This is a genomic window from Salinibacillus kushneri, assembly GCF_900111405.1.
GTDB lineage: Bacteria > Bacillota > Bacilli > Bacillales > Alkalibacillaceae > Salinibacillus > Salinibacillus kushneri.
Genome location: NZ_FOHJ01000012.1, coordinates 1 through 25506 on the forward strand (window position 1 = coordinate 1; position 25506 = coordinate 25506).

The window sequence follows — 25506 nt, forward strand, 5'->3', positions numbered from 1 at the left end:
AATTCATTAAATGAAATCGTTATAGCCATCTTCATATACTACTTCTTCACCAAATCTTCCATCTAACTCTTCGCCATACTCCACTTCTTCTAAGTCATCGAATTCAATTTCCGGATCTGTTTGAAAGAAATTTAAAATTCTTTTAAACATGGATTCACCTCAACTTGTTAGAAGGTTATTTTAATGTAGCATATCCATATTAACTACAAGTTATAAGTTTGTTCGATTTCTGTAAATTAAATGTACGCATAAAAAATACGCCTTACTTGGCGTCTTCAAACTGCTGACATAAATAGTCGTAAACCTGTGCTTCCTGACCACTAAACTCTTCGTCAGTTTTTAACAAAGCGTCAGCTACAGTTTGTAGCATAATTCTATTGTCTTCCCCTTCTACAACTAAGTGTTCGTTAAATAACTCTTCTACTTCGTTTTGAAAACCTACATGGTCTTCAATTTGAAACCGGCCATTTTCTTCCTTCGGATTACCTTTTTCGTCTACGTAACTATACTCTTTTGCTAATTTAACGCGTTGTTCTTCCACTTCTTTTAAACGGTCAGACATTATATTGACAAGCTTTGTTCTATGCCTTGATTGCTTGCCTTTCAAAGTCAAGTTAAAAAGAAGTTCCGCTGCTTCCTTTAAATAAACGTTTTTGATCTTAAACACTTTAAAACACCCCTTATTTTATTTACATAGAAAGGTTTGACTGTTTACCATATATAGCTTCTTCTAGTTGCTCTATACGCTTTACTAACTCTTCATAATTAGCGAGTTCTCCCTTTCCTTTTTGATTTTTTTGTTTCTTCGCCTTGTTCTTTACACCTATATTTTTCTCTTTTGGCTCTAGCTTGATAATTAATCATCCTTTTCTTGTAAATCTCTCTTATGCCTTTTTGCTGGCTTTGGTTTTACTATTCGGGTAACATGTCCTTCTTTACTTCCATCAGGTTTTACTTCAATACTTATAAACATATGAAATAATTTATATTCTCCTGTATATGATGGAGGGAATTCATCATCCAAATATGTCTTTTCCAAGCTAAAAAAGAATGTATTCTCATCGGTTAATATATAAAGGTCATAAAGAACCGGTAATGACTCGTCCGGTTCTAAATTAAAAGTTGTTTTTTCAAAGTAGCTAGGGTTATCTTTATTTTGTATCATTCCCGGGCTTATAGTTACCGCGTTATTTCCTATTGACACGTCAAGCCCTTCCATATAGTTGACGTTAGCTACTTCCCGTCTTTTTATCAAGCAATAGCCTCCTTTTAATTAATTTGCTGGCTCATAGACTATCATAACGTTAACATTATAGGTTCTATTATCAGCACCGGTGTCCCCTGTAATATTTCTTACGTACATTCGAAACCCTGTATTGCTAACATTCTCGGCTCTTGCTAACATATGGTTACTCCACGCGCCTTCTATTTGCACGAATACGGCGAAGATGTTTTGTGCACTGCTGAAGGTGTAATCCCCGTGGTTAGATCCCGAGGTAAAAGGGATTTCCCAACGATCTATAAATATAACACCATTGTTATTAAGTGCGCCTCTTTCGCTCTCGACATTACCGTCAACGCGAAGACCTACCGCGTGCACATAATCACCGTTAGTATCTATCCATGTGTCTATAGGGAGGTAGGCTTCGTCTGTATACACTCCTGTAAAAGTGGACCCATCCGCTCTGTCTATTTTAAGTAATTGTTCAGCGGTTCCACTTAATTCCCCTGTATACTGCCAAACTTCAAAGCCGAAACGTTCGTTATCCTCACCAGGGGAATCGCTACTACGTCCTGTATATACGTGAACTCCACCCCAGTCGTAGTTAGTAGAATCGTAGTTTAAAATATCGATAGAAGGAACGTTATTATTGAAAACCCCGCCCCAATTAGCCGTATAAGTTGAACGCAAACGTAAAACGCCGTCCCAGTATCCGTCTTTTCTTGGGGAGCCAGCTAAAATAGAGGATCGGTTCTTTAGGTCAACATTATAAAAGTTCATATGATGGTTTTGAGTTTCTGATTCCGCTATGGAAAAATAATCACCGAAATTGACAATTCCAAAACCTCTTTTTGAGGTATCCTCTGACTTCCATGCAGCGCCCATAGTACCCCTTAATCCGTAGTCAGAACCACTATCATAGAAGTATGCCTCGTAGTTAGAGATATTTATCATATCTCGACCGTCAATTTTAGACTTTATAGCACCGTCTGAAATTTCTACGGAGTTGGCTCCGTTTGTACTTACCAAACTCACCCCTTTAAGTGTTCCTGTGGATATTTTATCGGCGGTTAAATCATTGATTAAGGCGCTTCCTATCATTTTTCTGACTTCGACATTCGTGAAGTACCAATGGCCAAAGTTACTACTAGCATTTATCAACGTCCACGTACGAGCCTCTACAGCGTCAGTAGGTATTGTAATCGTCGCGGTTCTTTTAGCGTTCTTTTCCATACTAGGGCTTATAGACGTACCCATTAGATGTTGCGTACTACCGTCCTTGAATTTAACTTGCAACCCAACCCCGAACGTTTGGCTACTTTCATTAGACCATGCTTGATAATTAACTAATACCTGTTCTCCCTCTATTACCGGAAACCATTTTTTAGTATAAGCGTTTCTTCCGGTTTGTTCTCCTATTTGCTGTGTAGGGTCTGTCGAAGAACCACTACTTATTCCTACTACACTTCCCGTCCACTCGTCTCCGAAACGGGAGAAAGTAGGTTCGGGACATAAGTTAGTGAAATCCCCAACAACTAAACGTTCAGTGGATAAATAACCTGAAGTTATTTTATTAGCACTAAGTTCATTAATATGCGCATCAGTGATAGTCGCTTTTGCTATTTTCGCCCCATCCACGGCTAAATCTGCGATTTTAGCATTAGTTACTACTGCATCTTGTAGTTGAGCAGTAGATACCGCTAAATTAGCTATCTTTGCATTAGTAACCGCTTGGTTTTGAATAGCTGCGTTTCCTACCGCTAAGTTTGCAATTTTGGTTTCTTTAACAGAAGCATCAGCTAACTTTTCAGCAGTTACTGCTAAATCTGCTAACTTTTCAGCATTAACTGCACCTATTGCAATATCAATATCTTGTACTCTCGCTGTAGTAGCAGTAAATTCTTCCGTATAATCACTTGGAGTACCATGAGTATTTACTGCTCTTAATCGGTAATACCATTGTTCATCAGTATTCGCTTCATGATTATATCCCCCTGACTTTCCTCTCCAAACTAAATTAGAACTGTCAGGAACAAAGTCTTTTACTTGTGACGCATAAACTTCGTAAGCTGCAATATAAGATGATGGATTATAGTCCCACATGAGTTGAATAATCTTAAATAATCCATTAGCTGTAAAATTACTTGGTACAGGTGGAACTTCATCAGGAAAGCTTTCATCTGTTATCTCACTACTTTTATCCCACAAGCCTTCTTTTTCGGTTAATTTACTTTCAACTTGTTCAAGACGTTCAGATTCATTGTCTGTTAAGATTGGGTCTCCAATTTCAACTTCGGCATCGGAAAAGTCATCAATGTTGTAACGGTGACGAATAACACGTTGCTCCGTTACAATATCTAACTCTTCAATAAAGGCATGTGTGGTATCACCTAAACGTACCTTTTTATGCTCATAGCCTGATATATGTTCTAATGTTCTAACGGTCATTTTGGTATTAATATTAGGTTCAGTAGAGCCTTGAAGTTTCGTCCATGTTTTCTCTAATAAGCGTGCTGGGTCTTCTTCTTGAGAATCAACGAACTCACCTTCGCGGTGGATTCGTTCACCATCTTTTAACCTTCCCCATCTTGCTAAAGCATCTGGATCACCAACCCATGTTTGACCTATTGGCTTATCAACTGGATCACCATTTGCTGTACTCCATTCAACATCAGCAATATTAATATGGCGTGTATAACCACCGTTGTCGGTCTCTAGTGATTTACCATAACCATATAGGGCAGTAATGGGATAAGATTGAATGGTGACTTCTACACTTTCAATATCCATACCCACTTCAAAACGATGACCAGTGTCTGCTCCACGACGTGTTAATAAATCAATGTATCGACCTGTAATACCTGATTCATCAAATTCAACTCGATCTCGAACTTCACCACCCCAAGTATTAGTAATTTTCTCGACAGATTTAGCAGCACTGATCCGATAAAAATTAGTACTTTTCACTCCTAATTCAGCAACTATCCCCGGTTGATATCTTGTTCTTTCTAATGCTATTGATAAAGCAGCTTCAGCTGTAGCATCTTGAGGACGCTTATCTTCAATCCGTGTTTCAGTTATTTCATTCATACCACTAATACAAATGGCGGTTATTTCATCAAGGTTTTCATCAAGTTCTTTGATTACAAATAAACGCCAAACACCATCTATATCTTGAACCGCAACTTGATTTTCACCTTTGATATATTGACTATCAAAGTGACTAGTAGGCACTGTGAACTCAAATTCAGTTGTTTCATTTAGCAAATCATCTAAATAAGGTGATTCATACGGACATGTCTCATCACTATCATTGCTAAGTGAGGTTAATAGATTATCATCTTGATCAAAAACATAAATCATCACTGCCACCTCACTTTATAGGTCATGTCAGCTGGTTGGGTAGATGTTAAAGTGTTTTCACCTGGTTTGATTGAAAACCATTTACTTATAGTCCAAGCTAATGCGGTCATTTGGACATTCCCATTAATAGAAATTTTCTGAGTCGAGAAATTAAGTTCTAATACATCCCCGTTCTGGAAATCATAATTAACTTTTACCCTCTCCCCATCTTGATTACTGACTTCAAATGAGCTTGCTGATTCTGAAAAATCAACTGTAATGATTGGAAAAGTGGGAGATGTACCTCTATATGTGAATGAGTTGCCATCTACGGTTCTTTGCTTTTGTTGTCCTATCTTATCTGGGTCAGGGCAAACGATTCTAAATGAACCTTCATGCATAAAAAACAATTCCTGCCCTTCGCTGTTAGACTCTGGTTGACCAAAGTACGTTTTATCTGATTCATCCGGAAAGACAATAGGTACATCGTGATTTACGTTAAAAATACCATTTAATTCATCTATATTTTGTCTAATTTCTGAACGAGTCGAACCTATTACTTGATAACTTATATCCAAGGTTCTGGGGGATCTTCTTTTCCGTTGAACAATACCTCCATCTCGAAAAGAAGATTCAATAATTGAGAGCTCATAGTTTGTAAGTCCACGTCCATTAATTTCCTTAATATCCATATAAGAATTAACATCAATATTATTAAATAGCATCCGCCCTCACCCCCTTTTCTTTTTCAAACGGTACTTTTTCTGTTCCTGAGTTTTTGTGATGTCATCTACGTGAGCTTCGAATTCTTGACCTCCGAGAACTAATGATATATTGGATGTTTGTGGCATTTGTTGTTTTTGTCCTATATTTGGTCGACCAGAACTAATATTATCAATTTTATTCATGTTTTGAGTTCCGTTTTCCATCATTAGGTTTCCAACTTCAGGAGGTTGCAACATTCTTGATAATTGGTTTTGAACCCCTCTAGACGATCGTTTAATTGAGTCCTTAATAGGACCGCCAAAATCGAGTTTGTCAAGGTCCGATAATGGCCCTTCTTTAGCCGGGCTGAAAGGAAGAAAATTACGCACCTTATCCGCAATGTTTTTCACGGCATCAATTGCTTTTCCAGCTGCATTCTTTATCCCTTTTACCATTTGATTAATTAGACCCTTACCTGCCGATAAAAAAGAACCTCCTAAATTTTTCAATAAATTTAAAGCGTTCTTAATAGGTTTAATAATAGCGTCTTTTATAGAATTCCATATGGATTTCACTTGTCTTTTTAACGCTTTAAATGAAGACGTTACGGCATTTTTTAAGGAGTTAACTATATTATGTCCTCGTGTTTTCGCTACTTTAAACTGATTGATTGCGGCATTCCACATGCGAGGAATGATATTGCCTATTTGGTTTGCCAATCCTTTGAAGAAACTGACAATGTTTGTGATAAATCTCTTTATCAAGCTAATTCCAATCTTTGCGAATGATTTTATGAGGGCTACTACCTTTCCTACAATCATCAAGTTAAAAAGATTCCAAATCGCTTGAAGTGCTCCTGAGAAGAGACTTTTTATACCTTCCCACATTTTAGATATGTCACCGGTAAAAATACCTGTAAATACTTCGATGATTCCCATAATCACCTTTAGTGCTCCGTTGATTACGCCTTTAATGTTCTCCCAAACTGTTTTGATAATAAAAAGCACAGCTGGCATAATCGTTTGAATGATAGACTGAATCAAAGAAAAGGCATTTTGGACTGCCTGCATAATTTGTTGGCCATTTTGCTGCCAGAATTGCTTAATGTTATTCCAGGTGGTCATAATAAATTCTTTAACTTGCGTAAGCACGGTTTGAATCGTTTCCCAAATGCTTTGCATAGTTTCTTGATTTGTAGTAAACCATGTCTGGAACCACGTGATGACAGTTTGTACAGCTGTCACGACACTACTAATCACAGACCTAATAATATCGAAAGCTACTTGAATAACCTCCTGGATCATTGGCATATTTTCGTTGATCCATTCAAATAGATATTGAAACATAGGCATTAATTCAACACCGATTTGAGTACCCACAGTCGAAAATTGATTTTTTAATTGCTGCCAACCCAACCTGAATTTTTCAGCTTGTTTGATTTGGTCCTCACTAATAACGTTGGCATTTCCTTTCATGTTTTCAAGCTCTTTGTTTGTCATGTTTAACACAGGTGCTAATTCCTCGCCGGTTGTTCCGAGAATAGCTGTAGCCAAAGCATTACGCTTTGTGACATTCTCCATCCCTTGAAGGGCTCCGATGGTCTCATTAAATAATTGCTCCTGAGATTTTAATTGGCCATTATTATCGGTTACTGCAACGCCTAATTCTTTAAATAATTCAGCACCTTCGCCAGTTCCTTTTGCAGCGTCCATTGCTCTTTCTGAAAACATAGCGATATCTCCGGCAGCCTGTTCCATACTGAATCCAAAGTTCTTAGCAACATAATCCCATTCTTGAAATGCCTCCATGCTCATTCCAGCCGTTTGCGAGAATTTATTAATTTCAGCACTTGCTGATGTTGCATGAGCAACCAAACCACCCATGGCTGCACCCGCGCCCGCCACTGCTGAACCTAAACCTACAGCAGCCGCTCCAGCTATTTTTCCTAAATTCTTTCCAAATGATGAAAACTTACTTTCACTCTGTTTCATTGTTTTTTCGAAGTTTTTGTCATCCAACCCAAGTGATGCATATAGTTCTCCAACTTTGAGAGCCATGTGTCACCCTCCCTTCTTTAACAAATAAAAAAAGAGAGCCAAACATAGCCCTCTTTAACCCCAAACTCTCTCTACTGCTCTTACAGCTGCTTCTGGGTTTTCTATAACTTGATTTTCCTCACGCAACATCACACGTAACATTGCGTCTGAGCTTAATCCTTTCAACAGAGAGAAGAACCTTCGTGCAGTCATATCATGGATATCCGTTGTTAAATCAATGCGATATTCCCGCTGAAAATCTGCCTCAATATAAGGCCATTGCCCTAAGATGTCACTGATTTCGTTGTTGTTGGTATGTGCTTCTGAGCCTGTCCCTCTGTTGATTTCTGCTCCCCCATTCCACTCAACTCATTCATTGCCCATTTTAATATTTCCTGATATTCATCAAACCCAATTCCTGTTTCAAGTAAACGTTCATTTGTTTCTTTCCCAAATACATGCTCCATCATATCCATAGCTTCTTGAGTGGAGACGTCACCATCTGCCCCTTTATGGCTCTGCATACGCATCACTTTAAACATAATGACAGCTGGCAATGATTCAGGAAGGGTAAAAACTTCACCTTTTACTTTAAACTGTTTAGGTTCCTTTTTCGTTTCTGAAAAATATGCATCAAAATCTTTCATACCCATGTTCTACTTCCTCCTATACTGCTGTTGTTTTTGTTATTGCACCACTAACGGTTAATTCAGCCCCCCAAGAGGTAGGGTCCGTATTTCCGCCACCTTGATCACTAAGGTTAGCTGAGGCACTAAATTCACGAACATTACCGCCCGGGTCTGTTAACTTAAAATTACCTAAACCGTCCGGTCCTACTTGATCAGCTAAATCTTCGACGGCTTCTTGACCTGGATCTCTCTCACCTGTTTCAGGATCAACTAAATATAACCCTTCTGCAGTTAACGAGTTACCACGTGAAGCTGGTAAATGTTCATTGTGACCATTACTATCAAAGGATGTGGTGTCAGCATCCTCTTTTTCACTACTAAATGTTAGTGTATTTAGCCCTAATATAGGAACATAAATAGCCTCTCCACTTGTTTCATCTGTTTCGGTTTGAACTTCTAATGTCCAATCACGAGCTAAAACTTTACGCTTTGGCATATTATGAAGCCTCCTTCGTTATTTCTAATTGAAAATTGATACTATATTCATGCCGTCCGTTACTGTCTTGGCCAATGTGAACAGCACTGCTTTGTTCTCCAAAACAACTGACTAAATAAAAAACACCTAACTGGATGGAACTTAATCCGTTAAGTGTTTCATAAATTTCTTCTGATTTTTGATTCGCCCACCGTGGGTCTTCTGTTCCTCTGACAATAAACTGCATACCTGGTGAACGATAGTCATTCCAGATATCCGGTTCAGAACCACCTTTTAAATAGATTCCAATCACTTCGTCAGTTTGAGAAGGTATGGTGTTTATAAAAGTATTCCCACTTAAGCCTGTTTCATCGAATGTTAATATCCCTAGGTTATCCAAATAAACAGCTATTTCTGTTTCCAGCACCTTATCTACCCCTCCAACGCTCGTTTAATTGATTTCTCAATATGCTTTTGAACTTGTTTTCGATTTTGTTTTACGGCGTTCTCTAAATACTTCGCCTCACGTCCGTTAGGATGATTATAGTGAGTTGCTTCATGCTGTCGTACAGCATAAGGTGTGTTATAACTGACAGAAGCTTCACGCCCGCCTTTTGTTACATGAGTAGTACCTGAGTTTTGCAAAGGGCCTTCGTCATGTGGTACGCGTTTGTTTGATTCGTCCAGAACAAATTCGGTAGCTTCAGTTACTCCACGTTCACGTGCTTTTTGCGCCTTCTTCACCACTTCATTTCCACGCCATTTATAACTTGCCATTACATCCGTACCTCAATATGCGATACGTTTTTTAAAGCAGTTTGAGGAGGGGCTGATATTACGATAAATTCATCAATGACCTGGTTGTTTTCGTCAATCCAAGTAACTTTAGACTCAGGAGGGATTTTTTCACCCTTATACTCAAAAGTACCTTGCGTATTTGACGTGACTTCCCGACCTTCAGTATCACGAACAAGCTGACGATTGTATTCAATCCGGCATTTATAATCCACACCAGGACCGTATTGCGGACCATAAGCTCCGTCACCTAAATAAGGTTCGACGGTTGCTTTGTGAGGCAATAAAAAAGGAGGTATCTTCATCATTAGGAAGACACCCCCCTATATAACAGACCTTGGTCAAACAAATAAGTGTAGGCTTCTTGACATAGCTTTTTAAAGGTTTGACCATCCCCGCCAAAGTTCATGGAAAATGAGCCGACGGTAAATGAACTTACATTGTCCATATTCGCAAGGTTATCATCAATAGACAATTCAAATTCTATTTGAGCACAAACAGCTTTTTTAGCTGCTTCGATATGGTTGTTATCATCTTGATCAATGCGATTGAGTGTTAATCGGTCAACTATTTTGCTTACCTTGTCCGCTAAACGAGCAAAGTTGCTCGGGGCGGTTTGACCTGTAAAGTCTTTATAATCTTGTTCCGTTGCATAGATCATACAAGATCACCTACTTCTTAGACTCCTTAGAAGTCTTTTTAGCTGGACCTTTCACTTCAGTAGCAACTTTTTTCTTAATCCACTGTTTCCCTACAAACGTATCCACATCATAGGTTTCGCCAGGAATACGCCTTTTCCCCTTATAGACGGTCTCAGTGTTCATCTTGACTTTCATCATCCGTCACCTCTTCTCCTCCATCATTCTCTTCAGCTGTTTCTTTAATTAACTCTTCAGCTGCTTCAATCGCCTTATCTTTACCCTGGATTTTCTCACCATTCGGCAACTCATACCATCCACTACCTGAAGGTGTAATATTTAATTCTTCTAAACGTTGATCATCATCTTCTTGATTTGTATCGGTAATCACAGCTAATCGTCGCTCTGACCATCGCTTTGCGAATTTCTTTTGAACGTCATATTCTTCGCCCTTTTTTAACACCTTTCCTTGAAAGGTTGTTTGAACATTCATTTTTACTTTCAAAAAATGACCTCCTATTCATAAAATTAAAGAGCAAGACCGTAGTCCTGCTCTGTTATAAGTATTATGCTGTCGTTTCTGCTGGTGTTAGTGCTGCAAATGGATAGCGTGTAGCACTATCAGTATTCAGACGGTTAATTGGGTTAGGAATCTGCCAAGCCAGACGCATAACCGCGCGCAAGGCAACCATGTCTTGTTGTGCTAAGTTATAAAGAATAGAACCGTCAGAATCTTGAATAACAGCTTGATCTAACAGCTTAAACGTAATGTCCTGACGCATAGCGTATACCAACTGACTAAAGTCCCCAGAGAATAAAAGTGATTGAGCTGAATCAATTGCACCATTACGAGGAAAGATGATTTGTTCACCATCTAACTGGTAACGCGTGTTTTCTTGAATTGTTGACTTAAATAATGGCTGACCATCAGCATCACGAAGTCCACGCAGCTTTCCGCGCATATTCATAGCACCAACATGTCCATTTGCCATGAATCCATCTTCTTCAATAAGTGAGATGGTTCCATCCTCACCTAATAGATCATCATATAAATCAGATCCAGTACCTAAAGCTACCGTATTACCTGCTGAAGTTGCCCCTGCCAACAAATCAGTTGGCCATTCCGCAGGTGCGTTCGTCCCATAAAGCACAGCTTTATCAAAAGTTAGTCCCATAGCTTCTTCAATTCGTGGACGAACTTCACCCCAGATATCATAGTCGCTGTCATCTAACACAGCTTCTGGAATTGGCACAATAACCGCTAATTCCTCTGCTACAAAATATTTTTTATCCCATGCTTGTTGAGTTGTTTGTTTTTTACCTGTGTCACCATCAACAAAATACGCAGTAGGTAACTGAGATAAAACAGGTACCTTTCGCTGTTTTGTAGACATATTAGGAGCTCGTGTTCCCAGCTGCATCACTGAAGATTGTTGCGTTACTCCTTGAATAATTTCACGTGATAACTCCTCATTAATTAAAGTTTCTGCTCCGTTACGATCAATAATTGGCATAAATTAATTCCCCTTTCTTAGTATCCTGCTTTTCTGCGAATTAGGTCGTTCATACTCATGTTTCCTTGTGAACCTCTTGAAAAATCTACGCCACCTTTGGATGACTTTTTTTCGGTTTGATAATAAGGACGTTCTTTTATGAACTCTTCCATAGAATCTTTTAAACCTTCAACTTTTCCATCTTCATTTACTTTTACATTCGACTTATCCATCAACTTCAAAATGTCACCAACAGCTTTACTATTGACACCTAAATCACCAGCTAATAGAGTTGCCTCTGCTTGAATCAGACGGTCATTTGCACGTTTTTCAGCTGAGTTTTTGAAGTCTGTCACACGTTGAATGTTGTCCTCCAGGGACTTATTCTCATCGTAATCCAGACCAGCAGCTGATAGTGTTTCCTTGACTGCATCTTTCTTTTGAGCTTCCGTCTTACCTTCCAGGTTACGGAGCTTGGTTCGATAATTTGCTGCTTCTTTGCGCAAATCTTCCACATATTCTTTGCTAAATCCGGTTTGACCTTGGCCACCTGAGCCTTGGCTAGTTCCGCCTTCTCCGGATCCAGAACCTTGACCACCCTCTCCACTACCTCCTTCTCCAGAGCCAGCTTCTCCGCCCTGGCCTCCTTCGCCACCTTCGGCAAAGAATTGTAGATTCAAAGGTAATAGATTTTTATAAAACGTTCTTTCGTTGTTTATAGTCACCTGGACTCACTCCTTTTCTGCCTCCTGGGCAAAATTTTTGCATAATAAAACCCCTAACGAGTCTCACGATAGGGGTTGCAAATATTGAACAAAGCCATACACCTACTTTAATATTTGATAGACTAATAGAAAGGGTGTGATAACTCATGTCTGAATTCCCTTTCTTTGTCCCTAAAAACTATAAAAAAGGGTATATGAAACATGTAATGTACTCCGTTACGGTTGAGATTAATAGGCATATAGGAATTGTTAAAAGAGCAAAGAAAAAACCCAGTAAAATATTACTCGGGTCTATTTGTTCAGTTAAATTTTGTCATGAAAAAACCGGTTTTGTTGATATGAGACGTGCGCCCAAAACTTATGCTGGATTACCTATTGTTTATCATGTTCAAACGCTTGTAGGTGTTGCTGTAGTTCCTGTTGAACATGATGAACTAACTCATAATGATTCATAGATTCGTATTCACTAAATGCCAGGGTCATCTTACCAGGCATGGTGTTCTGACCTTTATACATCTCATAGTGGATGTCAACATCAACAGGGGTTAATTCTGGTTCTGAGTCGTCAAAAGTTGTGATATCCTGATAAGCGATGTCGATGTGTTTAATTAGGATTTTCATTTAATCACCTCGCCCTCTTAATTTGCTCACGCTCATATTTACGACGCAAGTTATTATTTTCAACAAGTTTACGATTTCTCGCTTGCCATTCTCGGATTTTCGCTTTTGCTTTCTTTTGTTCCGCCTCATCCATAGCCACAGACTCCCTTCTCTTCCATCTACGGATTTGACGCTCATTGTAACGCTGCTGTTTTTTTACTTCATATCCAGCACCATCAGACTCAGGTGTTTCGACTTTGGTTAAACCTTCCACATAAGCATTTAGCGTATGACCACAACCAGGATGAAAAAGACCATCTGCCTCAGCATCACTCACGGAAGGATAACGAGTATCTTCTCCGCTAATAGATAAGATTTGTCTTTCCCAAGGTTTACAATCCGGACATTCATCTGGATGATCAGAGACTATAGCTAAATCCATTCCGTTATCTTGCATACTATTCATATGACCGTTTATTGCCGCTCTTCCTAATGAAGCCCTTGTGGCCATTTCAGTATAGGATTGCATTTCCCAATGGTTACCAGCTTTGTCAACAAAGTTTGAAATACCTTTATCAGCAAACTCGTTTAACATACGTTGGGTAGCTTGTCTTCTCGTTTCGGCTCCAATAACCGCATCACCAATATTTTGGGATACAACATTGCGATACTGATCCTCTGTATTTCGTAAAATTTGAACATGAGAACGTTTAAGAAGGTCGACTGTTTCAGCCGCAAGAGCCTCTACCGCCTGTTGGTTAACGGCTCCAAACCCACCGGATACAGATGCGTTAGAGCTTAAGGTGATATTCGTATCATCAAGTCCTTCTTGCACCAAAGCCCGAATATCTGCATCAGCCGACTTCATCCCACCCCCATATGCTTCTGTAAGAATTTTTCTAAGCTCTTTTTCTGTTAGTTCATCTAAATTCTCGATTTCTTTTTCAATAGATTGGCGGATGTTTCGGAATTGGGTTATTTTTTTCTCACGCCATCCATGTTCATCAATACCTTGAGCTAAACGTCTAGCTATCTGGCGTAAGATGCGATTTTCTGCATCAGCATAAATACGGCCAATTTCTACAGCTTTCTTTTCTTGACTATTGGGAGATATCGCCATTGTTTATCACCTAACTCATTCCGACCTGCATTGGATTTGGAGCGTTTAAACCTTGCGCCTGATTCAATCGTTCAATTTCTTCCTGTTGTTCTTCCTCACTCAAATCCGAGTGCAGCCATTTAACTTTCATTTCATTTGTTATAGCATCAGCACGGTTAAGGAGATTTATAGTTTCAGCTAATGATTTAATGTCCGTCTCTAAGCTATCAGACATGACAACCTTTGGACGTTCGACCGTAGTTTGGTTTCCTAAGTGTTTATTATCCACTTCAAGCATGAGATGAAAAATGTCTTCTAAAGCCACCTTCCAGTATTGCTGTTTTTTCGATAATGTCTTATAAGTACGGTCTTGACGTGATTTGATTTCAGTAGCTGTCATGGATCCACCGTCACCTTTTAAACCAAATGATTGAGGAGAGTATCCAGCTGCAAAGATAATTTGTTCAATTAAGTTCTGGGCTGTCTCCTGGTATTGTTCTGAACGAATCTGGAATTGCGCAATTGTATAGCCGCTTGCTCCTTTTGTAGATAGGGGGTCAATTTGTAATGTTGTGAACAATTCTTGGTCCTTATCAAATTTGAAAGTACCATCGTCAGAACGCTCTAACCATTGTTCAGGCACAACAATCCGTGCCTTTGCTAACTCTAGTTCTCTACGCCAATCCGAGTATGTCTCACACAATGTCTCAATTAAGGTTATTGCTTGAGCGATATCACTCTGACCAATTTGGGAGCCACGCCATAGAGGGTTAGGCAACATATTGGGCACATAGCGAACGAGAATATCATCAATGCCGGTGTTGACTTCTTCTTCTAAATCCTGCGTGAAATTTAATGTTTCTAAATTTATTCGCTTTCCTAATTTATCAGTTGAGCCTCTGTATAAGCCGTTAAATATCTTCCCTCGTTCCCGCCTCTCAACAAACCAGTAACGTGTAGCAGATTCCAATTGTTTAGCTGGTGTGACGTCTTTAAAAAAGTCAGCTGCAACCAAAAATCCATTCCTAAATTCCGGGATGACATTATCCGGTTGAGCAATCGAGAACAATGGAAAGTCATAGTTATCAGCGTCATAATTTATTTTTAAATAAATTCCGCCCATTGGCGATTGGGTTTCAGCAGCTTCGAGAGCTTTTGTTTGAAAGAAGTTTTGTTCTAAAATCTCATCCATGCGTTTTTTTGTCTCATCATTTTGAAAGTTAATCTCTGGAGCCTCGCTGAATAGCAGGTCAGCTGATAACCTGGCTATTTCATTAACAATAGGCAATAAAACTTTATCCTTCCGGTCATTGGCCCAGAACCGGTCTTTCCCTTCCGATGTACTGTAATATCGTTTCAAGCATTCTGTATCACCTGAATACCATGCTGCATATTCACTATATTTTTGGAAGACATCTTCCCAGCCTTCAAACGGTAATTTCGTATTATCTGCTGGTAATGGCATTTCATCACATCCTTTGCTTTAAGCGATTCCTTTTCCTTGCCAAATCATCCTTGTACCGTTCGCTGTGTAACGAATAGGGTCCATACAATGATCGTTCGCTTTAATCGGCTTATCTTCTCCTCGTTCTGCTGCTTTCTCATCCCAGGCATATGCTGTGATTTCTTTTAGAACATTCGCGCAGCGTTCATGCACTCGTAATAAATCATTATCAATAATGGATGACACAAGCTCAATACCACGCTTAACCTCGTTATCCGATGCTTGAATACGACTTTTTAGACGAGGTGATAGCACAGCATAAAGCTCTAATATAAAACCTTCTGCGGATGGATCTATAAAAATACGTTCCGGCATGATTTTGTGTTTGCTTATCCATTCTTTAAAATCCTTTGCATATTTTGACGGGGACTTTTTCCGTTCTTTTGCTCCTGAATGGTAGTACTCATCAAGAATATAAAGTCTTCCATCAGCTCCAAGTCCATGAAGAATAAACGTGGTTGCGTTAGAAGTACCATAGTCGCATGCCACCCAATACTTCCGTATAGCCGGCAGTTTGTCATTCTTTTTAACAACATGCTTGTCATGATCGAACATCTCATAAATAATACCTTCAGCAACTACCCAAAGACCTTCGATATCTCGCTTATAGAAAACACCTGTCTTTATTCGTTTGAGTCGTTCTTTTACTCGCTCACTAAGAGATAAGTTGTCATCTAATTTGAAGTGTAAGTCCAAAAGTAGCTTTTCTTTCGCTTTATCAATGTAATTCTCTTTGAACCAATGATAAGGGCCTTTAGGGTTACAGTTATAAAAATACTTGGCTCCATCAACAGAACAACGACCTTCTACCTGAGTAACAAATGATTCAGGCATTAAGGCAACTTCATCTAAAAAAGCACCTGCAGCTGTTAAACCTTGAACGGTATCTTGAGACTGTTCATTGTTACCACCAAATAAATAATAGGTATTGTTGCCAATTTCAACTCGTGGATCATCAGAACGAATGTAGTTATAAGGAATCCCTTTAGCATTCAATATCTTAAACATAGGTTCTAAGACGTTACGTTTCAAAGCCCCCATAGTCTTACCAGCCATAATGAAGTTCTCACCATCAAAGGTTTCCAGTGACCACATAACAAATGAGTCCACCATTGCAACGGTTTTACCACTACGTATGGAACCTTGAGCAATTACGCCGTCATAATCGTAATAAGGACTTTCTTTCATCCACCACATAATTAACTTTTTCTGTTTCTTTGAGAAAGGTTTCCACTTAAAGACCGCATTCCGCTTATTCTTCATCGCTGAACACGTCCTTTACTTCACCTTTCATGGCGTTGATGTATTCGCTAATATCCGGTTTCTCTGGTGGAGCATTACGCTGTTCTATTTCTTTTTGTTTTAGATCAAGTTCACGCTGTTTAACGTTCATATCATGCTGCATCTTTTCAAGTTGAGCTCTTCTGTAATCGTCTTGGCCAGACAATTGCAAAAAGTCCTTAATCAAACCTCTGAGTTCACTCATGGCCCGTGCCTGAGCTGTCATAAAACTAGCATAACGATCCCATGCATATTGAAACTCCCATTCTTTTTCTGTGAACGTATCTCCATCTTTCTTTTTCTTAAGATGTTTGATCAATTCATCTTTATCTTCCACGTACATAATCTTTTGAGCCCTTGCTATGGCAGTGTATTTAATCACGATGTTTTCCCACAGCATATCCACTGGTGACTTCTGTTGAATGGCATCTACAATTTCCAATGTCTCTTTATCATCGGGAAAGATGGTACGAAAAAAACCGTGTGTCTCTGCCTTATTATTTCCGACAGGTCCACCCGGTCCACCTGAGTTTCCTAATGCGTTTTTATTTCCTTTTGGAGCACCTACTTTTTTTGTGTGCACACTTTTTTGTTTGGGTGCACCCTTTTCTCTAGTCCAGCCATAACGACGTTTCCATGACTTAACTGTATTAATTGAGGCACCGTGTTTTTCAGCAATATCCTTATATTTCATGCCTTTGATATAATCCTTTTCAGCTTGCTTATGCTTGTCGGCCATCTACATCATCACCCACCTCCAGCTGTTTATTGTGTTGGTTTTGAGCAAAAGAAAAAGCACCGCATTGAGTGCTTATGATAATACGATCAAATTAATGTAAATCGGAATCAGCTTTTATAATATCAACAATTTCATAATGTTTTGTAATATCATCAGAACGTAATAAATCTTTTGATTCCCCAGAAATCCTTATTTTATAAATACCGTCAGAATCGAACATATGAATTCCAATGTCGCAATGAGTATTTGCGTAATCTGATTGTGAAGAGATTTCATAAAAAGCCTGTAATAAAAAATTAAGTATTTTAGACAGGTTTAATTCATCTTTGAAAGTAGCATATTTTCTTCTATATTCCTCGATTTTATCGTGGTTAAATCCATAAGGAAAACCAATATATATGTTATTTCTCTGTAAGACTGCCATACCATTATCATTAACTTTATGTTTATTAAGTAACCCCATATGAAAAGCAAGCGTGTTTATATCTCTTTCAGTGCCAAACCAAGTAGCTAAGATCTCACTATTATCTATATCACTTTTTAAAAATGGCTTCTCACTAATCGCCGTTTTTATCGACGAAGAGAATGAGTTAACAATATCCTCAACACTTCTTATATCACTTTTGGCTAATTTTAGTTTATACGCATCAATAAAATCTGTAAGTCCTGATGCAACTGACCATCCCATATTCGGCAATTCTATTAATTTGTTATTACCATCTTCAAAATGAACTTTGTCACCATGGTAAGTTACCCTATCATCCGACATTAGAATTGTTAAGAACTCTCCTCTATAACCAATTAATAGTGTCATTTTTAAACTCCTCCCTTTATCGAACCGTTTCGACAAAAGGAAACACAATCCTTTCAAAAATAAAAAAACATCCATATTTAGGATGTTGTCAGAATGAAAATTATTTAAAATGTCAATAATAAAATATGAGGCCTCTAAAAATTAGCACAAGGAAGGAGGAGTATAATATGACACTTGTAACACCGCTTTTAAAATTGACGATTAGTTGGCCCGTATGCGTTTTGCTTTTAATTTATATACACATATGGGTCAACTAACCTAAGAAAATTACTGAGGGACACTTGTCCCTCTCCTCATTTATAGTATGACCAAAAATAAATGACTTTATAACATAATAATTATCATATTAATTATACATTTGTTTATAAATGTTTAACAATAACCACCCGGCCGCAGCAGAAGGAGGACCGATGGCCGGGTATCTAGTAAGCAAATATCATCAACTCTCCGTCCTGCCTTCCATTTTATACTACAGATTTTTCAGAAAACAAATCCTGCAAGAAGTGGCATTTTTGGCATATTTGGCTTAACATATCCTCTTTCATTTCTCTTATTTTATTTCGATTAACACTTAAATGGTCTGCTATAGATCTATAACTCATTCCCTCCATCATGCAATCCAGAATAATAACTTGTTGCTCATCTTCTAAGTAATCTTCCATCATTTCGATTGCAGTAACGTTCTTCTCATACGCTTTCCATCGTTCATACAAACGCTTTTCCCTGGCATCCATATCCTTTAATTCTGCTTGACTCTTAATAGATGTATTTGGCTTTGGAAGCACAGCTTCTATTCCGTATTGAGCGACTAATCCAGCAGATGGACCTTTACTATATCCACCCCAAAGCATATTTTCTAATCGATCTAACTCTTTTTTACGCCAATGGTACTCGTAAATTAGATTCTCAATCTGCTTTTTGTTCATCTTTCCACCCCGCCCCGATATTGAATAATTGCTGAGCATACTTGCTTCTCTTAATAGGTGATACAGGACCTCTGTGTCTATCTTTCCGGTATTCGCTAACTGTCCACTGATAGATATATTTCAAAGCTTTCTCACCAACTTCCAAATTAGATATATAGGCCACAACATTGTGATAAAGAGCAAAATAATCATGTAAATCGTTTCTTCGGTGTCATCCTCATAGATGTATTCCGTGCTATCATGCCAAACAGCTACTGCAGCTCCAATAAAGATATATAAACTCATCCAAAACATATCGACACCTCCAATAAAAATAAAAAGGACACCAATCAAGCAGCTGCGTTAACAGCTAACTCAATCAGTGTCCTCCAGTGGGCTGGTAGAACGAAACGAACTATTTATTTTTCTCATCTATAAACTCTTCATAACAAATTTCAATAACCTCTAATAAAAGATTTATTTTTCTATTGCCTTTATAAGTATCTTGTACTGTTATACCTATTAAAGAAATGGTTGTTGTAACAACTAGTAAACCATTATACCCTTTTAATGCTTCTTTACTAACATTTTGAAGAGAATCACTGATATTAAAAATTCCTAACAAATCAATATCACTTCTCAACGTAAATAACATTAATCCTATAAAAATAGTGATAAAAATTGTCAATGTTTTTTCAGGTAGTTTATCTTCCTTTATTGTATTTAAATATGACTTTAATAACCTTAATTCATCCAAGCTATTATTACAGTAAGTTAAAATGTTCGCCTTCAATTGCTTAAGATTTTTAAATGGGTCCTTCTTTTCACCGTTATTATCAACATTAAATATTTCCTCATACATAGATTGATAATCAAAGATTTTCAGTTTTTCCTTTTTCCATAATTTATTTTCAATAATACTAATTAAATTTGGAAGCGCTAAAAAAATAATTGGTATCAGTCCAGAAATTAACAAGAACATATGCTCAAAAATCGTTACGTTTGTAAGCATTTTTACGATAATTAACAATAACAAAGGAAGTAAATAAACTATAATAAAAATCATTATAAACATTGATACTGAGATGATCTTTTTGGTTATATCATTGTTGAACACATTCAGTAGCTTCAAAACTCTTCCCCCTCATCAAACTTCAATCTCTTCACGTTCCCTTGGTGAGTAATCACTTTCGTCTCTCCATGATCAGGCAAATACGTTTTCTTAGCCTTCCCATTACAATATACAACACAAAACGGCTGATTTCCTTCTATATCGATTTCCATTTTCTTTGAACTTGTATCTACATTAACATCTTCTAATCGCACGAAGCAGGCCCCCATGTTATAATAGATTTAGGATGAGTAAAGTCGGGAGCCACGCTTCTGGCTTTTTTTATGTGTGATTTAAATTAATCCGTCTTACTAACACCACAAAATTCAAGATACGATAGATAACCTGGACACTCCTTAGTGTTTGGCTTCATTTGAAAATCATCTTTTTCATCATAGTGTGCTGATAAATCTTCGCTGACGCATTGTTTTGAAAGATCGTCATTAAATGGACCATTCTTATGCCAAAGATTCCAATAACAATCTTTAATATTACATTTCACTTAAACCCCTCCTAGCTTTCGGCCACCTATAATCCACTTGCCTTTGCTGACGCTTCGCTTTCTTGCGATGAAACAGATTCACAGCTCTGCCTTTTTGCCGTTCTGCCAATTCTTCGGGTGTTAAATAATAAGTCTTAACTGGTCCATGAATGGACTCAAGCATGTGATTTCTCCTTTCTTTTAAATATGTTTCTTAATGCAGGGTGTCACTTATATCTTCTTTGAGCCATTCTGTATCGACTTTGGTGATTGGTGGTTGTTCTCCGCATTCTTTAACAGCAAACTCTGTTAAACGTCTGACTTCCTTTTGCATAACTTCTTCCCCTAATTTTTTAATTATCATAAGAATCCTTGCCCCTATCGATATTTCTAAAAATGTCATGGTAGATTCAAAGTCTTTAACCTCTTTAGGGATAGGAGTTTCAAAAAACCTTGCTCCTGAACTAATTTCTGAAACAATGATTTTATCCGTGACTGGAACAGCACTGAATTGGAAGTCGTTAACTTTTACTCTATGTCCTGTAGCCTTCTTCCAATCGTTAGGAAAGCACAATTGAAATTCCTCTGCTTGTGGGGATACTTCTATTATGGATTCACCCATCATGACACCTCCTGGTCCATCTCTTTAATTGTGATTTCTACCCTTGGCTTTTCGCTGTAATATTTAGAAACTTGCAGCTCCACAATCTGGCTGTCATCCTTGTAAATTACACCGTTTAGAGCATCCTCTATGCCTTTGGCTATATTTGAACAATCCGGCTTCTTTGTTGGTCTGTATATTTCGTCCAAAGAGAGCTTTCTCAGCTTTTTTGACATGCACTTGGGGATTTGCCTGTAAATTTTAATAGAAACACTCACAGGACCCAGAATTAATTTTTTTGGTGCATGTTGAGAAGCAACCAGCTTCACGTATTGTTTGTATGTTCTTGATGATTGAGGATCATACATTCTAACTTTTCCGCTCCTGGTACGTCCTGCTCTTGGTCTGCCCTGAGCTTGTGCATCTCCTAATACGGTAAATTCAATCACATCATCATCCCCAGACCGATAACCAGTAGGAAAAATAGAAATACAAACAGCACATAATTAACAAAATGGTTCTTCTCCCGCTTCTGGTACTGATCAACCATCCCTCTCAATCTTTCATTCTCAGACTCTAAAACAAAATTTTCATAGTCTTTACCTAAATTCATTTCAATATCTTCGTTCATCAGTTAGCCTCCTTTAAAGCTTCATCCAATGTCACTTGTTTTTTGAGGAATTCCTTTTCTTCCTCTTGGTGCTTTTTGTAGCAAACAGGACCAAAACCTCGTTCAATGCTTTTCTTGTCCTTTAGGTTTCTGTTACATCTAGCGCATTGCATTCTCTCGTTCCTCCTTCATAGTCTTCACAAAGTATTCGAACCTAGTGTTAAATACATGAATCGCAATGAATCCCAGACGCACACCTTTAATCTCTTTATGCCAATCAATCCCAAATGAGTAACCTCTGTCTACTTCGATAACTAAAAACACTAACTATCACTCTCTTCTTTAACTTGCTCAGCAAAAGCAGCTGCTACCGCTGCGACATGAATCAGTTCTTCGTAAAGATCATCTGCATCAGTTGTTTTGTGAGCCACACTTCCTTTTTGGATAGCTTGTCCTACTTCCCCGAATTCTTCTCCGAGAATGGCGTACCAATAGCCGTGTGGATGCCTCTGAATTCCCCACTGCCGATTTTGCCTTACTCGTTCTTTATGGATATCATTAAGCACTTTTGTATGATGACCACTTGCTTCGTAAACAGGTAGTTTTTCAGTCATTCAGCTTCCTCCTCGATTGTCCATTTTCCGGCATTTATCCAAGCTAGTTTTATTTCCGCTCCGCCACCAGCAGTACAAGCGTTATCCTTACATATTGAACCCAATTTATTGTTATAGCTTTCAAATTTGATTGTCTCATCTTGGAATTCGCAATAAGCATTTTTACCTTCTTCAACAGCTTTCATTGCGTCACTGAAAGAGACATAGTTTGGTAGGATGCGCCATTTCAAGCGATGGGTGGTTAAATTTATTGCTAAATATTGACCATATTTTGGTTCTTTGTTTAAGTATGTGATTGACCCATTGTTATTTCTTATCACCGTATAGCCTTCCTCTGCTTCCGCAACTTCCCCAACTTTCAAACGATCTATCATTTCTCCTGTACTTAACCACTCAGACATCTTTATCCCTCCTAATAATTCTTCCTGCCACTCCAATTCTTCTTGCTAATAGACCTCGTTTTCCCGTCCATGATGTAGCGCTCACCGCTTACCTTCAGCACCGTTGGCTTTCCATTTTTAGTCTTATCTACAGTGACGATAGGACGATAGCATTCACCTTTGGTTCTGGTTTTGGCCAACTCTACCCCTCCTTTACTTAAATGGCCTAATCTTGTACCCATTTCTAAATAAATGAATCACACAGAAAAGCACTTCCCACTCATCTGCTTTTACCTTTGTTGCTATGAACTCAGCAGGTAAGCCCTGATTCCATAACTTCTTGACCTCATCAACCTTTGACTTTGGCATACACTGTTCTAAATCATCGTTAAACCAAATGACTTCCTCATTCGCCTGAAGCTTGGGGATGTAACTTGCCATTCTCTTTCATCCTTTGCTCTGCGATAGCCTTATGTAACCTCTTCGTGAATGTAGCTAATCCTCGGTCAATTTCTTCTCTGGACTTTGGTTCGCAGTTCGGGCATTGCACAACTTGAGTACATCCAGATACAATCTCATTCCACATCACGCCTCTTCCCTTACATAGTGGGCACATTATTCAATCACCTCCAAGTCATCTTCTCTAACTCGATATAACCCGCGCATATCACAAGCAATAACATAGACTGTTTCAAAAACATCGTCTGTTTGAACAAGATCCCATTCGCTATACGGGTTTTCAATTTCCTCTAACCAGGCAGTGGTAACGATGTTTCTTTTTCCGCAAACAAAACCTTCCTTTTCCTTGTGTTCACGTTCTAAAAATCGTTCCAATTTGATGTATCCATACTCTTCTAATTCACGCTTTTGTTCTTCAGTCATATATTGGTAATTGACACCATATCCTTGATTTTTTGAAAGTGATTTAGAAAACTTAACTTTTTGGCCTAATTTCAAGTTAAAACACCTTCTTTCCCTGTCTTAATCGATAATCATCACCTTCAACCTCGTACAATCGCTCCCCGCACATTCCTAGCAATCTACTAGATGCAGCATAGCCAATCTTTTCTGATAACGTTCCTGTGTCTTCATTGGAGCTAAATATAATGGGTCTTTGATTTCGGTACCGCTCATTGATGATTTTGTAATAAAGGCTTTCTTTAGCTTCTGACCATTTGGCTTTCCCTAGGTCGTCCCAAACCAATACATCAACATTTATGGCGCTGTTCGTTAATTTGGAGAGCGTCAATCCCTCGTCGTTCATCATTTTGGCGTTAATAAGATCGTCCATGAACGATACATCCGATACACACAGCACTCGGCAACCTCTTGTATATTTGGACTTTTGACCTGGTGCAATCTCATCTCGGATTTTTATCTTGTTCATTATCCATTTAGCAGCAGCCATTTGCAGATGTGTTTTTCCCAATCCGAAATTATTGTGTTCAGCCTTTGCTTGATAACGTGCTTCTGCATCTAGACTCCGAATTCGTGTTTCTCCCAAAACAGCGATAAATCCAAGGCTGTTATCTTCTGGCTTCCCTTGAATGATGTCAGGAAAGGACTGTAAGTATTCTTTTGTTGCCTCAAACATCTCTTTCTGCACTTCACTTTGTTGCTCATAATTATCGAATCTGGCATTTTGAAACTCATTAGGGATAAGGGCGTTTTTAAATCGATTTTGTAATGCCCTTTTTTCTTTACAGTGGCAGGGCCGTCCGAAATCTCGGTAAATAACCTTGCCATTTTCAAGCTCTTCTTCAACCCTTTCCAGCAACATCCCGGTATCATTACAGTCAGGACACTCAACGTCCTGTCGCGGCCTGTTTTCCGAGTTCTGCTTCTCGTAAGACTTGCTCATAGCTTTTGCCCTTGCTATGACCTTTTGCATAGCTGTTCCTACGTCCGTGAAGTCTGTTGTCATTGTTTTCACCGTCCTTATCCTCGTAGTAGCGATCTAGGATATAACCAACGCAATATTTCAGGCTATTAATCTTTTCGTTTTGATGGCGTTTATTGGCTTCAAAGTCCTCAAAGCATTGGACTAAAGCAGACTCAGCTTGTTCAGGCGGTACACCCTCTTTTTCAATAAGCTCGGCAGCTTGTTGATCTTTAGGGCTTGGGTGCATTTGTCCTTTTAATTGCAGATATTTATCGATAACGACAATGGCAGTCGTATTTTCGTTCTTTACTGCTTTACTTTCCTTTCCTTTGCTTTGCTTTACTTTCCTTTGTGTACTTTTGCTATCATTTACTTGTGGTGAGTCTTGGTTAATGCGTTCAATAACTAGGTTTTTGTATACATTAACTTCTGATTGGCTCAAAAGTAGATATTTTTCATGAATGAAGACCTTCTTTCTGCGAGAAGATGCTTCCAGGTAACGACGCTGAATCCCCTTAGATGTAAGGACTTCGTACTTTTCATATAGGTCTGTTGAAAACAATCCCCACTTTAAGCAATCGTTTAGGATTACATTAACTTTATTTATGTCGACATTAACTTTCCTTGAGAAAAGTAACTGTTCCTTTTCTCCCCATTGATAGAAGTAACTGTTATCATAGATTTTCATTAACAATTTAATAACTACACCGAAACCTTCAAGTCCGTGAGTGGCTTCAATTAATACAATTTTGTCGTCCTGATCAATATCTACATCTAATGGAAAATAATCTAAACCTTCCTTAATTGGCCTAACCACTAAAACCA

Annotated in this window: 41 protein-coding genes; all 41 read right to left on the reverse strand. The window is 38.4% G+C overall.

Translation table 11 applies throughout. The annotated features are described in order from the left end of the window. Positions 1-6 precede the first annotated feature (6 nt). On the reverse strand, positions 7-150 hold the full coding sequence (locus BMX63_RS18140; RefSeq protein WP_177167174.1) for a hypothetical protein: 144 nt from the start codon (positions 148-150) through the stop codon (positions 7-9). A 112-nt stretch (positions 151-262) separates the two neighbouring features. Next, the gene (locus BMX63_RS14530; RefSeq protein WP_093136958.1) at positions 263-667 is read right to left on the reverse strand and encodes a hypothetical protein; all 405 of its coding nucleotides are present in this window, start codon (positions 665-667) and stop codon (positions 263-265) included. Between the two features lie 189 nt (positions 668-856). Continuing rightward, on the reverse strand, positions 857-1255 hold the full coding sequence (locus BMX63_RS14535) for a hypothetical protein (protein ID WP_093136960.1): 399 nt from the start codon (positions 1253-1255) through the stop codon (positions 857-859). Between the two features lie 18 nt (positions 1256-1273). Next, the gene (locus tag BMX63_RS14540) at positions 1274-4585 is read right to left on the reverse strand and encodes a phage tail protein (RefSeq protein ID WP_093136961.1); all 3312 of its coding nucleotides are present in this window, start codon (positions 4583-4585) and stop codon (positions 1274-1276) included. After that, positions 4585-5289 carry a distal tail protein Dit gene (locus BMX63_RS14545; RefSeq protein ID WP_093136963.1) on the reverse strand — a complete coding sequence of 235 codons (705 nt, stop codon included), beginning with the start codon at positions 5287-5289 and terminating at the stop codon, positions 4585-4587. Before BMX63_RS14545 ends, BMX63_RS14540 begins: the two co-directional genes overlap by 1 nt. Before the next feature lie 6 nt (positions 5290-5295). After that, positions 5296-7326 (reverse strand): phage tail tape measure protein, encoded by a 2031-nt coding sequence (locus BMX63_RS14550; RefSeq protein WP_093136964.1) that lies wholly within the window; start codon positions 7324-7326, stop codon positions 5296-5298. A gap of 54 nt (positions 7327-7380) precedes the next feature. After that, entirely contained in the window at positions 7381-7518 is a 138-nt protein-coding gene (locus BMX63_RS18310; RefSeq protein ID WP_220083838.1) for a hypothetical protein, read from the reverse strand. Positions 7519-7589: 71 nt separating this feature from the next. Beyond that, complete coding sequence (locus tag BMX63_RS14555) at positions 7590-7958, reverse strand: hypothetical protein (RefSeq protein ID WP_093136966.1); 369 nt, start codon at positions 7956-7958, stop codon at positions 7590-7592. A gap of 13 nt (positions 7959-7971) precedes the next feature. Beyond that, positions 7972-8430, reverse strand: a complete 459-nt coding sequence (locus BMX63_RS14560; RefSeq protein ID WP_093136967.1) for a phage tail tube protein — start codon at positions 8428-8430, stop codon at positions 7972-7974. A 1-nt stretch (position 8431) separates the two neighbouring features. Further along, positions 8432-8836 carry a minor capsid protein gene (locus BMX63_RS14565; protein ID WP_093136969.1) on the reverse strand — a complete coding sequence of 135 codons (405 nt, stop codon included), beginning with the start codon at positions 8834-8836 and terminating at the stop codon, positions 8432-8434. Positions 8837-8841: 5 nt separating this feature from the next. Beyond that, the gene (locus BMX63_RS14570; RefSeq protein ID WP_093136970.1) at positions 8842-9186 is read right to left on the reverse strand and encodes a minor capsid protein; all 345 of its coding nucleotides are present in this window, start codon (positions 9184-9186) and stop codon (positions 8842-8844) included. Continuing rightward, complete coding sequence (locus BMX63_RS14575; protein ID WP_177167334.1) at positions 9186-9509, reverse strand: hypothetical protein; 324 nt, start codon at positions 9507-9509, stop codon at positions 9186-9188. Before BMX63_RS14575 ends, BMX63_RS14570 begins: the two co-directional genes overlap by 1 nt. 2 nt (positions 9510-9511) lie before the next feature. Next, positions 9512-9865, reverse strand: a complete 354-nt coding sequence (locus BMX63_RS14580) for a head-tail connector protein (RefSeq protein ID WP_093136973.1) — start codon at positions 9863-9865, stop codon at positions 9512-9514. Positions 9866-9875: 10 nt separating this feature from the next. Continuing rightward, complete coding sequence (locus BMX63_RS18145) at positions 9876-10043, reverse strand: hypothetical protein (RefSeq protein WP_177167333.1); 168 nt, start codon at positions 10041-10043, stop codon at positions 9876-9878. After that, positions 10018-10347 carry a hypothetical protein gene (locus BMX63_RS14585; protein WP_093136975.1) on the reverse strand — a complete coding sequence of 110 codons (330 nt, stop codon included), beginning with the start codon at positions 10345-10347 and terminating at the stop codon, positions 10018-10020. Before BMX63_RS14585 ends, BMX63_RS18145 begins: the two co-directional genes overlap by 26 nt. 61 nt (positions 10348-10408) lie before the next feature. Then, complete coding sequence (locus BMX63_RS14590; protein WP_093136976.1) at positions 10409-11356, reverse strand: phage major capsid protein; 948 nt, start codon at positions 11354-11356, stop codon at positions 10409-10411. Between the two features lie 17 nt (positions 11357-11373). Then, the gene (locus BMX63_RS18150) at positions 11374-12060 is read right to left on the reverse strand and encodes a hypothetical protein (RefSeq protein ID WP_093136978.1); all 687 of its coding nucleotides are present in this window, start codon (positions 12058-12060) and stop codon (positions 11374-11376) included. Positions 12061-12432: 372 nt separating this feature from the next. Then, positions 12433-12681 (reverse strand): hypothetical protein, encoded by a 249-nt coding sequence (locus BMX63_RS14600; protein ID WP_093136979.1) that lies wholly within the window; start codon positions 12679-12681, stop codon positions 12433-12435. Between the two features lie 4 nt (positions 12682-12685). Next, entirely contained in the window at positions 12686-13780 is a 1095-nt protein-coding gene (locus tag BMX63_RS14605) for a phage minor capsid protein (RefSeq protein ID WP_093136981.1), read from the reverse strand. Positions 13781-13790: 10 nt separating this feature from the next. Next, positions 13791-15224, reverse strand: a complete 1434-nt coding sequence (locus BMX63_RS14610; RefSeq protein WP_093136982.1) for a phage portal protein — start codon at positions 15222-15224, stop codon at positions 13791-13793. Positions 15225-15242: 18 nt separating this feature from the next. Then, a complete protein-coding gene (locus tag BMX63_RS14615) occupies positions 15243-16526 on the reverse strand; it encodes a PBSX family phage terminase large subunit (RefSeq protein WP_093136984.1) in 1284 nt (427 codons plus the stop codon). Further along, on the reverse strand, positions 16516-17283 hold the full coding sequence (gene terS, locus BMX63_RS14620) for a phage terminase small subunit (protein ID WP_093136985.1): 768 nt from the start codon (positions 17281-17283) through the stop codon (positions 16516-16518). The genes BMX63_RS14615 and terS overlap by 11 nt, the downstream gene beginning before the upstream one ends. 91 nt (positions 17284-17374) lie before the next feature. Continuing rightward, a complete protein-coding gene (locus BMX63_RS14625) occupies positions 17375-18097 on the reverse strand; it encodes a hypothetical protein (RefSeq protein WP_093136987.1) in 723 nt (240 codons plus the stop codon). Positions 18098-18561: 464 nt separating this feature from the next. Then, positions 18562-19023: a hypothetical protein gene (locus BMX63_RS14630; RefSeq protein ID WP_093136988.1), complete on the reverse strand. Its 462-nt coding sequence runs from the start codon at positions 19021-19023 to the stop codon at positions 18562-18564. 120 nt (positions 19024-19143) lie between these two features. After that, entirely contained in the window at positions 19144-19317 is a 174-nt protein-coding gene (locus BMX63_RS18155; protein WP_177167335.1) for a hypothetical protein, read from the reverse strand. A 100-nt stretch (positions 19318-19417) separates the two neighbouring features. Then, positions 19418-20134, reverse strand: a complete 717-nt coding sequence (locus BMX63_RS14635) for a hypothetical protein (RefSeq protein WP_093136990.1) — start codon at positions 20132-20134, stop codon at positions 19418-19420. Beyond that, positions 20131-20286 carry an XtrA/YqaO family protein gene (locus tag BMX63_RS14640; RefSeq protein WP_425441497.1) on the reverse strand — a complete coding sequence of 52 codons (156 nt, stop codon included), beginning with the start codon at positions 20284-20286 and terminating at the stop codon, positions 20131-20133. Before BMX63_RS14640 ends, BMX63_RS14635 begins: the two co-directional genes overlap by 4 nt. 125 nt (positions 20287-20411) lie before the next feature. Then, positions 20412-20615 (reverse strand): hypothetical protein, encoded by a 204-nt coding sequence (locus tag BMX63_RS14645; protein ID WP_093136993.1) that lies wholly within the window; start codon positions 20613-20615, stop codon positions 20412-20414. Continuing rightward, a complete protein-coding gene (locus BMX63_RS18160; RefSeq protein ID WP_177167337.1) occupies positions 20605-20778 on the reverse strand; it encodes a hypothetical protein in 174 nt (57 codons plus the stop codon). Before BMX63_RS18160 ends, BMX63_RS14645 begins: the two co-directional genes overlap by 11 nt. Positions 20779-20808: 30 nt before the next feature. Continuing rightward, positions 20809-21216 carry a hypothetical protein gene (locus BMX63_RS14650; RefSeq protein ID WP_093136994.1) on the reverse strand — a complete coding sequence of 136 codons (408 nt, stop codon included), beginning with the start codon at positions 21214-21216 and terminating at the stop codon, positions 20809-20811. After that, positions 21216-21644, reverse strand: coding sequence for a RusA family crossover junction endodeoxyribonuclease (locus BMX63_RS14655; protein WP_093136996.1), 429 nt, complete (start codon positions 21642-21644; stop codon positions 21216-21218). The genes BMX63_RS14650 and BMX63_RS14655 overlap by 1 nt, the downstream gene beginning before the upstream one ends. Continuing rightward, positions 21641-21826: a hypothetical protein gene (locus BMX63_RS14660; protein ID WP_093136997.1), complete on the reverse strand. Its 186-nt coding sequence runs from the start codon at positions 21824-21826 to the stop codon at positions 21641-21643. Before BMX63_RS14660 ends, BMX63_RS14655 begins: the two co-directional genes overlap by 4 nt. Next, entirely contained in the window at positions 21826-21978 is a 153-nt protein-coding gene (locus tag BMX63_RS18870; RefSeq protein ID WP_220083839.1) for a DUF6011 domain-containing protein, read from the reverse strand. Before BMX63_RS18870 ends, BMX63_RS14660 begins: the two co-directional genes overlap by 1 nt. Further along, positions 21965-22129 (reverse strand): hypothetical protein, encoded by a 165-nt coding sequence (locus tag BMX63_RS18165; protein WP_177167338.1) that lies wholly within the window; start codon positions 22127-22129, stop codon positions 21965-21967. The genes BMX63_RS18870 and BMX63_RS18165 overlap by 14 nt, the downstream gene beginning before the upstream one ends. Continuing rightward, on the reverse strand, positions 22129-22419 hold the full coding sequence (locus BMX63_RS14665) for a nucleoside triphosphate pyrophosphohydrolase family protein (protein ID WP_093136999.1): 291 nt from the start codon (positions 22417-22419) through the stop codon (positions 22129-22131). Before BMX63_RS14665 ends, BMX63_RS18165 begins: the two co-directional genes overlap by 1 nt. After that, the gene (locus tag BMX63_RS14670) at positions 22416-22820 is read right to left on the reverse strand and encodes a hypothetical protein (RefSeq protein ID WP_093137000.1); all 405 of its coding nucleotides are present in this window, start codon (positions 22818-22820) and stop codon (positions 22416-22418) included. The genes BMX63_RS14665 and BMX63_RS14670 overlap by 4 nt, the downstream gene beginning before the upstream one ends. Before the next feature lie 11 nt (positions 22821-22831). Beyond that, entirely contained in the window at positions 22832-23041 is a 210-nt protein-coding gene (locus BMX63_RS18170) for a hypothetical protein (protein ID WP_177167339.1), read from the reverse strand. Further along, positions 23013-23240 carry a hypothetical protein gene (locus BMX63_RS14675; RefSeq protein WP_093137002.1) on the reverse strand — a complete coding sequence of 76 codons (228 nt, stop codon included), beginning with the start codon at positions 23238-23240 and terminating at the stop codon, positions 23013-23015. The genes BMX63_RS18170 and BMX63_RS14675 overlap by 29 nt, the downstream gene beginning before the upstream one ends. A 174-nt stretch (positions 23241-23414) precedes the next feature. Then, positions 23415-23756, reverse strand: coding sequence for a hypothetical protein (locus tag BMX63_RS14685; protein WP_093137005.1), 342 nt, complete (start codon positions 23754-23756; stop codon positions 23415-23417). 1 nt (position 23757) lies between these two features. After that, positions 23758-24723 (reverse strand): DnaA ATPase domain-containing protein, encoded by a 966-nt coding sequence (locus BMX63_RS14690; RefSeq protein ID WP_245732849.1) that lies wholly within the window; start codon positions 24721-24723, stop codon positions 23758-23760. After that, entirely contained in the window at positions 24605-25498 is an 894-nt protein-coding gene (locus BMX63_RS14695) for a DUF4373 domain-containing protein (RefSeq protein ID WP_093137009.1), read from the reverse strand. The genes BMX63_RS14690 and BMX63_RS14695 overlap by 119 nt, the downstream gene beginning before the upstream one ends. Between the last annotated feature and the right edge of the window lie 8 nt (positions 25499-25506).

Bases quoted from the DNA above. Each gene is read 5' to 3' on its own strand.
- BMX63_RS14610 (WP_093136982.1), bottom strand. From the start codon at position 15,224: ATGCCATTACCAGCAGATAATACGAAATTACCGTTTGAAGGCTGGGAA.
- BMX63_RS14575 (WP_177167334.1), bottom strand. From the start codon at position 9,509: ATGAAGATACCTCCTTTTTTATTGCCTCACAAAGCAACCGTCGAACCT.
- BMX63_RS14550 (WP_093136964.1), bottom strand. From the start codon at position 7,326: ATGGCTCTCAAAGTTGGAGAACTATATGCATCACTTGGGTTGGATGAC.
- BMX63_RS14625 (WP_093136987.1), bottom strand. From the start codon at position 18,097: ATGACACTATTAATTGGTTATAGAGGAGAGTTCTTAACAATTCTAATG.
- BMX63_RS18140 (WP_177167174.1), bottom strand. From the start codon at position 150: ATGTTTAAAAGAATTTTAAATTTCTTTCAAACAGATCCGGAAATTGAA.
- BMX63_RS14690 (WP_245732849.1), bottom strand. From the start codon at position 24,723: ATGACAACAGACTTCACGGACGTAGGAACAGCTATGCAAAAGGTCATA.
- BMX63_RS14560 (WP_093136967.1), bottom strand. From the start codon at position 8,430: ATGCCAAAGCGTAAAGTTTTAGCTCGTGATTGGACATTAGAAGTTCAA.
- BMX63_RS14650 (WP_093136994.1), bottom strand. From the start codon at position 21,216: ATGGGTGAATCCATAATAGAAGTATCCCCACAAGCAGAGGAATTTCAA.
- BMX63_RS14600 (WP_093136979.1), bottom strand. From the start codon at position 12,681: ATGAAAATCCTAATTAAACACATCGACATCGCTTATCAGGATATCACA.
- BMX63_RS14545 (WP_093136963.1), bottom strand. From the start codon at position 5,289: ATGCTATTTAATAATATTGATGTTAATTCTTATATGGATATTAAGGAA.
- BMX63_RS14540 (WP_093136961.1), bottom strand. From the start codon at position 4,585: ATGATTTATGTTTTTGATCAAGATGATAATCTATTAACCTCACTTAGC.
- BMX63_RS14605 (WP_093136981.1), bottom strand. From the start codon at position 13,780: ATGGCGATATCTCCCAATAGTCAAGAAAAGAAAGCTGTAGAAATTGGC.
- BMX63_RS14660 (WP_093136997.1), bottom strand. From the start codon at position 21,826: ATGAACGAAGATATTGAAATGAATTTAGGTAAAGACTATGAAAATTTT.
- BMX63_RS18870 (WP_220083839.1), bottom strand. From the start codon at position 21,978: ATGCAATGCGCTAGATGTAACAGAAACCTAAAGGACAAGAAAAGCATT.
- BMX63_RS14665 (WP_093136999.1), bottom strand. From the start codon at position 22,419: ATGACTGAAAAACTACCTGTTTACGAAGCAAGTGGTCATCATACAAAA.
- BMX63_RS14670 (WP_093137000.1), bottom strand. From the start codon at position 22,820: ATGTCTGAGTGGTTAAGTACAGGAGAAATGATAGATCGTTTGAAAGTT.
- BMX63_RS18145 (WP_177167333.1), bottom strand. From the start codon at position 10,043: ATGATGAAAGTCAAGATGAACACTGAGACCGTCTATAAGGGGAAAAGG.
- BMX63_RS14615 (WP_093136984.1), bottom strand. From the start codon at position 16,526: ATGAAGAATAAGCGGAATGCGGTCTTTAAGTGGAAACCTTTCTCAAAG.
- BMX63_RS18310 (WP_220083838.1), bottom strand. From the start codon at position 7,518: ATGACTGCACGAAGGTTCTTCTCTCTGTTGAAAGGATTAAGCTCAGAC.
- terS (WP_093136985.1), bottom strand. From the start codon at position 17,283: ATGGCCGACAAGCATAAGCAAGCTGAAAAGGATTATATCAAAGGCATG.
- BMX63_RS14590 (WP_093136976.1), bottom strand. From the start codon at position 11,356: ATGCCAATTATTGATCGTAACGGAGCAGAAACTTTAATTAATGAGGAG.
- BMX63_RS14675 (WP_093137002.1), bottom strand. From the start codon at position 23,240: ATGGCAAGTTACATCCCCAAGCTTCAGGCGAATGAGGAAGTCATTTGG.
- BMX63_RS18155 (WP_177167335.1), bottom strand. From the start codon at position 19,317: ATGTTTTGGATGAGTTTATATATCTTTATTGGAGCTGCAGTAGCTGTT.
- BMX63_RS14580 (WP_093136973.1), bottom strand. From the start codon at position 9,865: ATGATCTATGCAACGGAACAAGATTATAAAGACTTTACAGGTCAAACC.
- BMX63_RS14630 (WP_093136988.1), bottom strand. From the start codon at position 19,023: ATGAACAAAAAGCAGATTGAGAATCTAATTTACGAGTACCATTGGCGT.
- BMX63_RS14555 (WP_093136966.1), bottom strand. From the start codon at position 7,958: ATGGGTATGAAAGATTTTGATGCATATTTTTCAGAAACGAAAAAGGAA.
- BMX63_RS14640 (WP_425441497.1), bottom strand. From the start codon at position 20,286: ATGGAAATCGATATAGAAGGAAATCAGCCGTTTTGTGTTGTATATTGT.
- BMX63_RS18170 (WP_177167339.1), bottom strand. From the start codon at position 23,041: ATGGGTACAAGATTAGGCCATTTAAGTAAAGGAGGGGTAGAGTTGGCC.
- BMX63_RS18160 (WP_177167337.1), bottom strand. From the start codon at position 20,778: ATGCTTGAGTCCATTCATGGACCAGTTAAGACTTATTATTTAACACCC.
- BMX63_RS14570 (WP_093136970.1), bottom strand. From the start codon at position 9,186: ATGGCAAGTTATAAATGGCGTGGAAATGAAGTGGTGAAGAAGGCGCAA.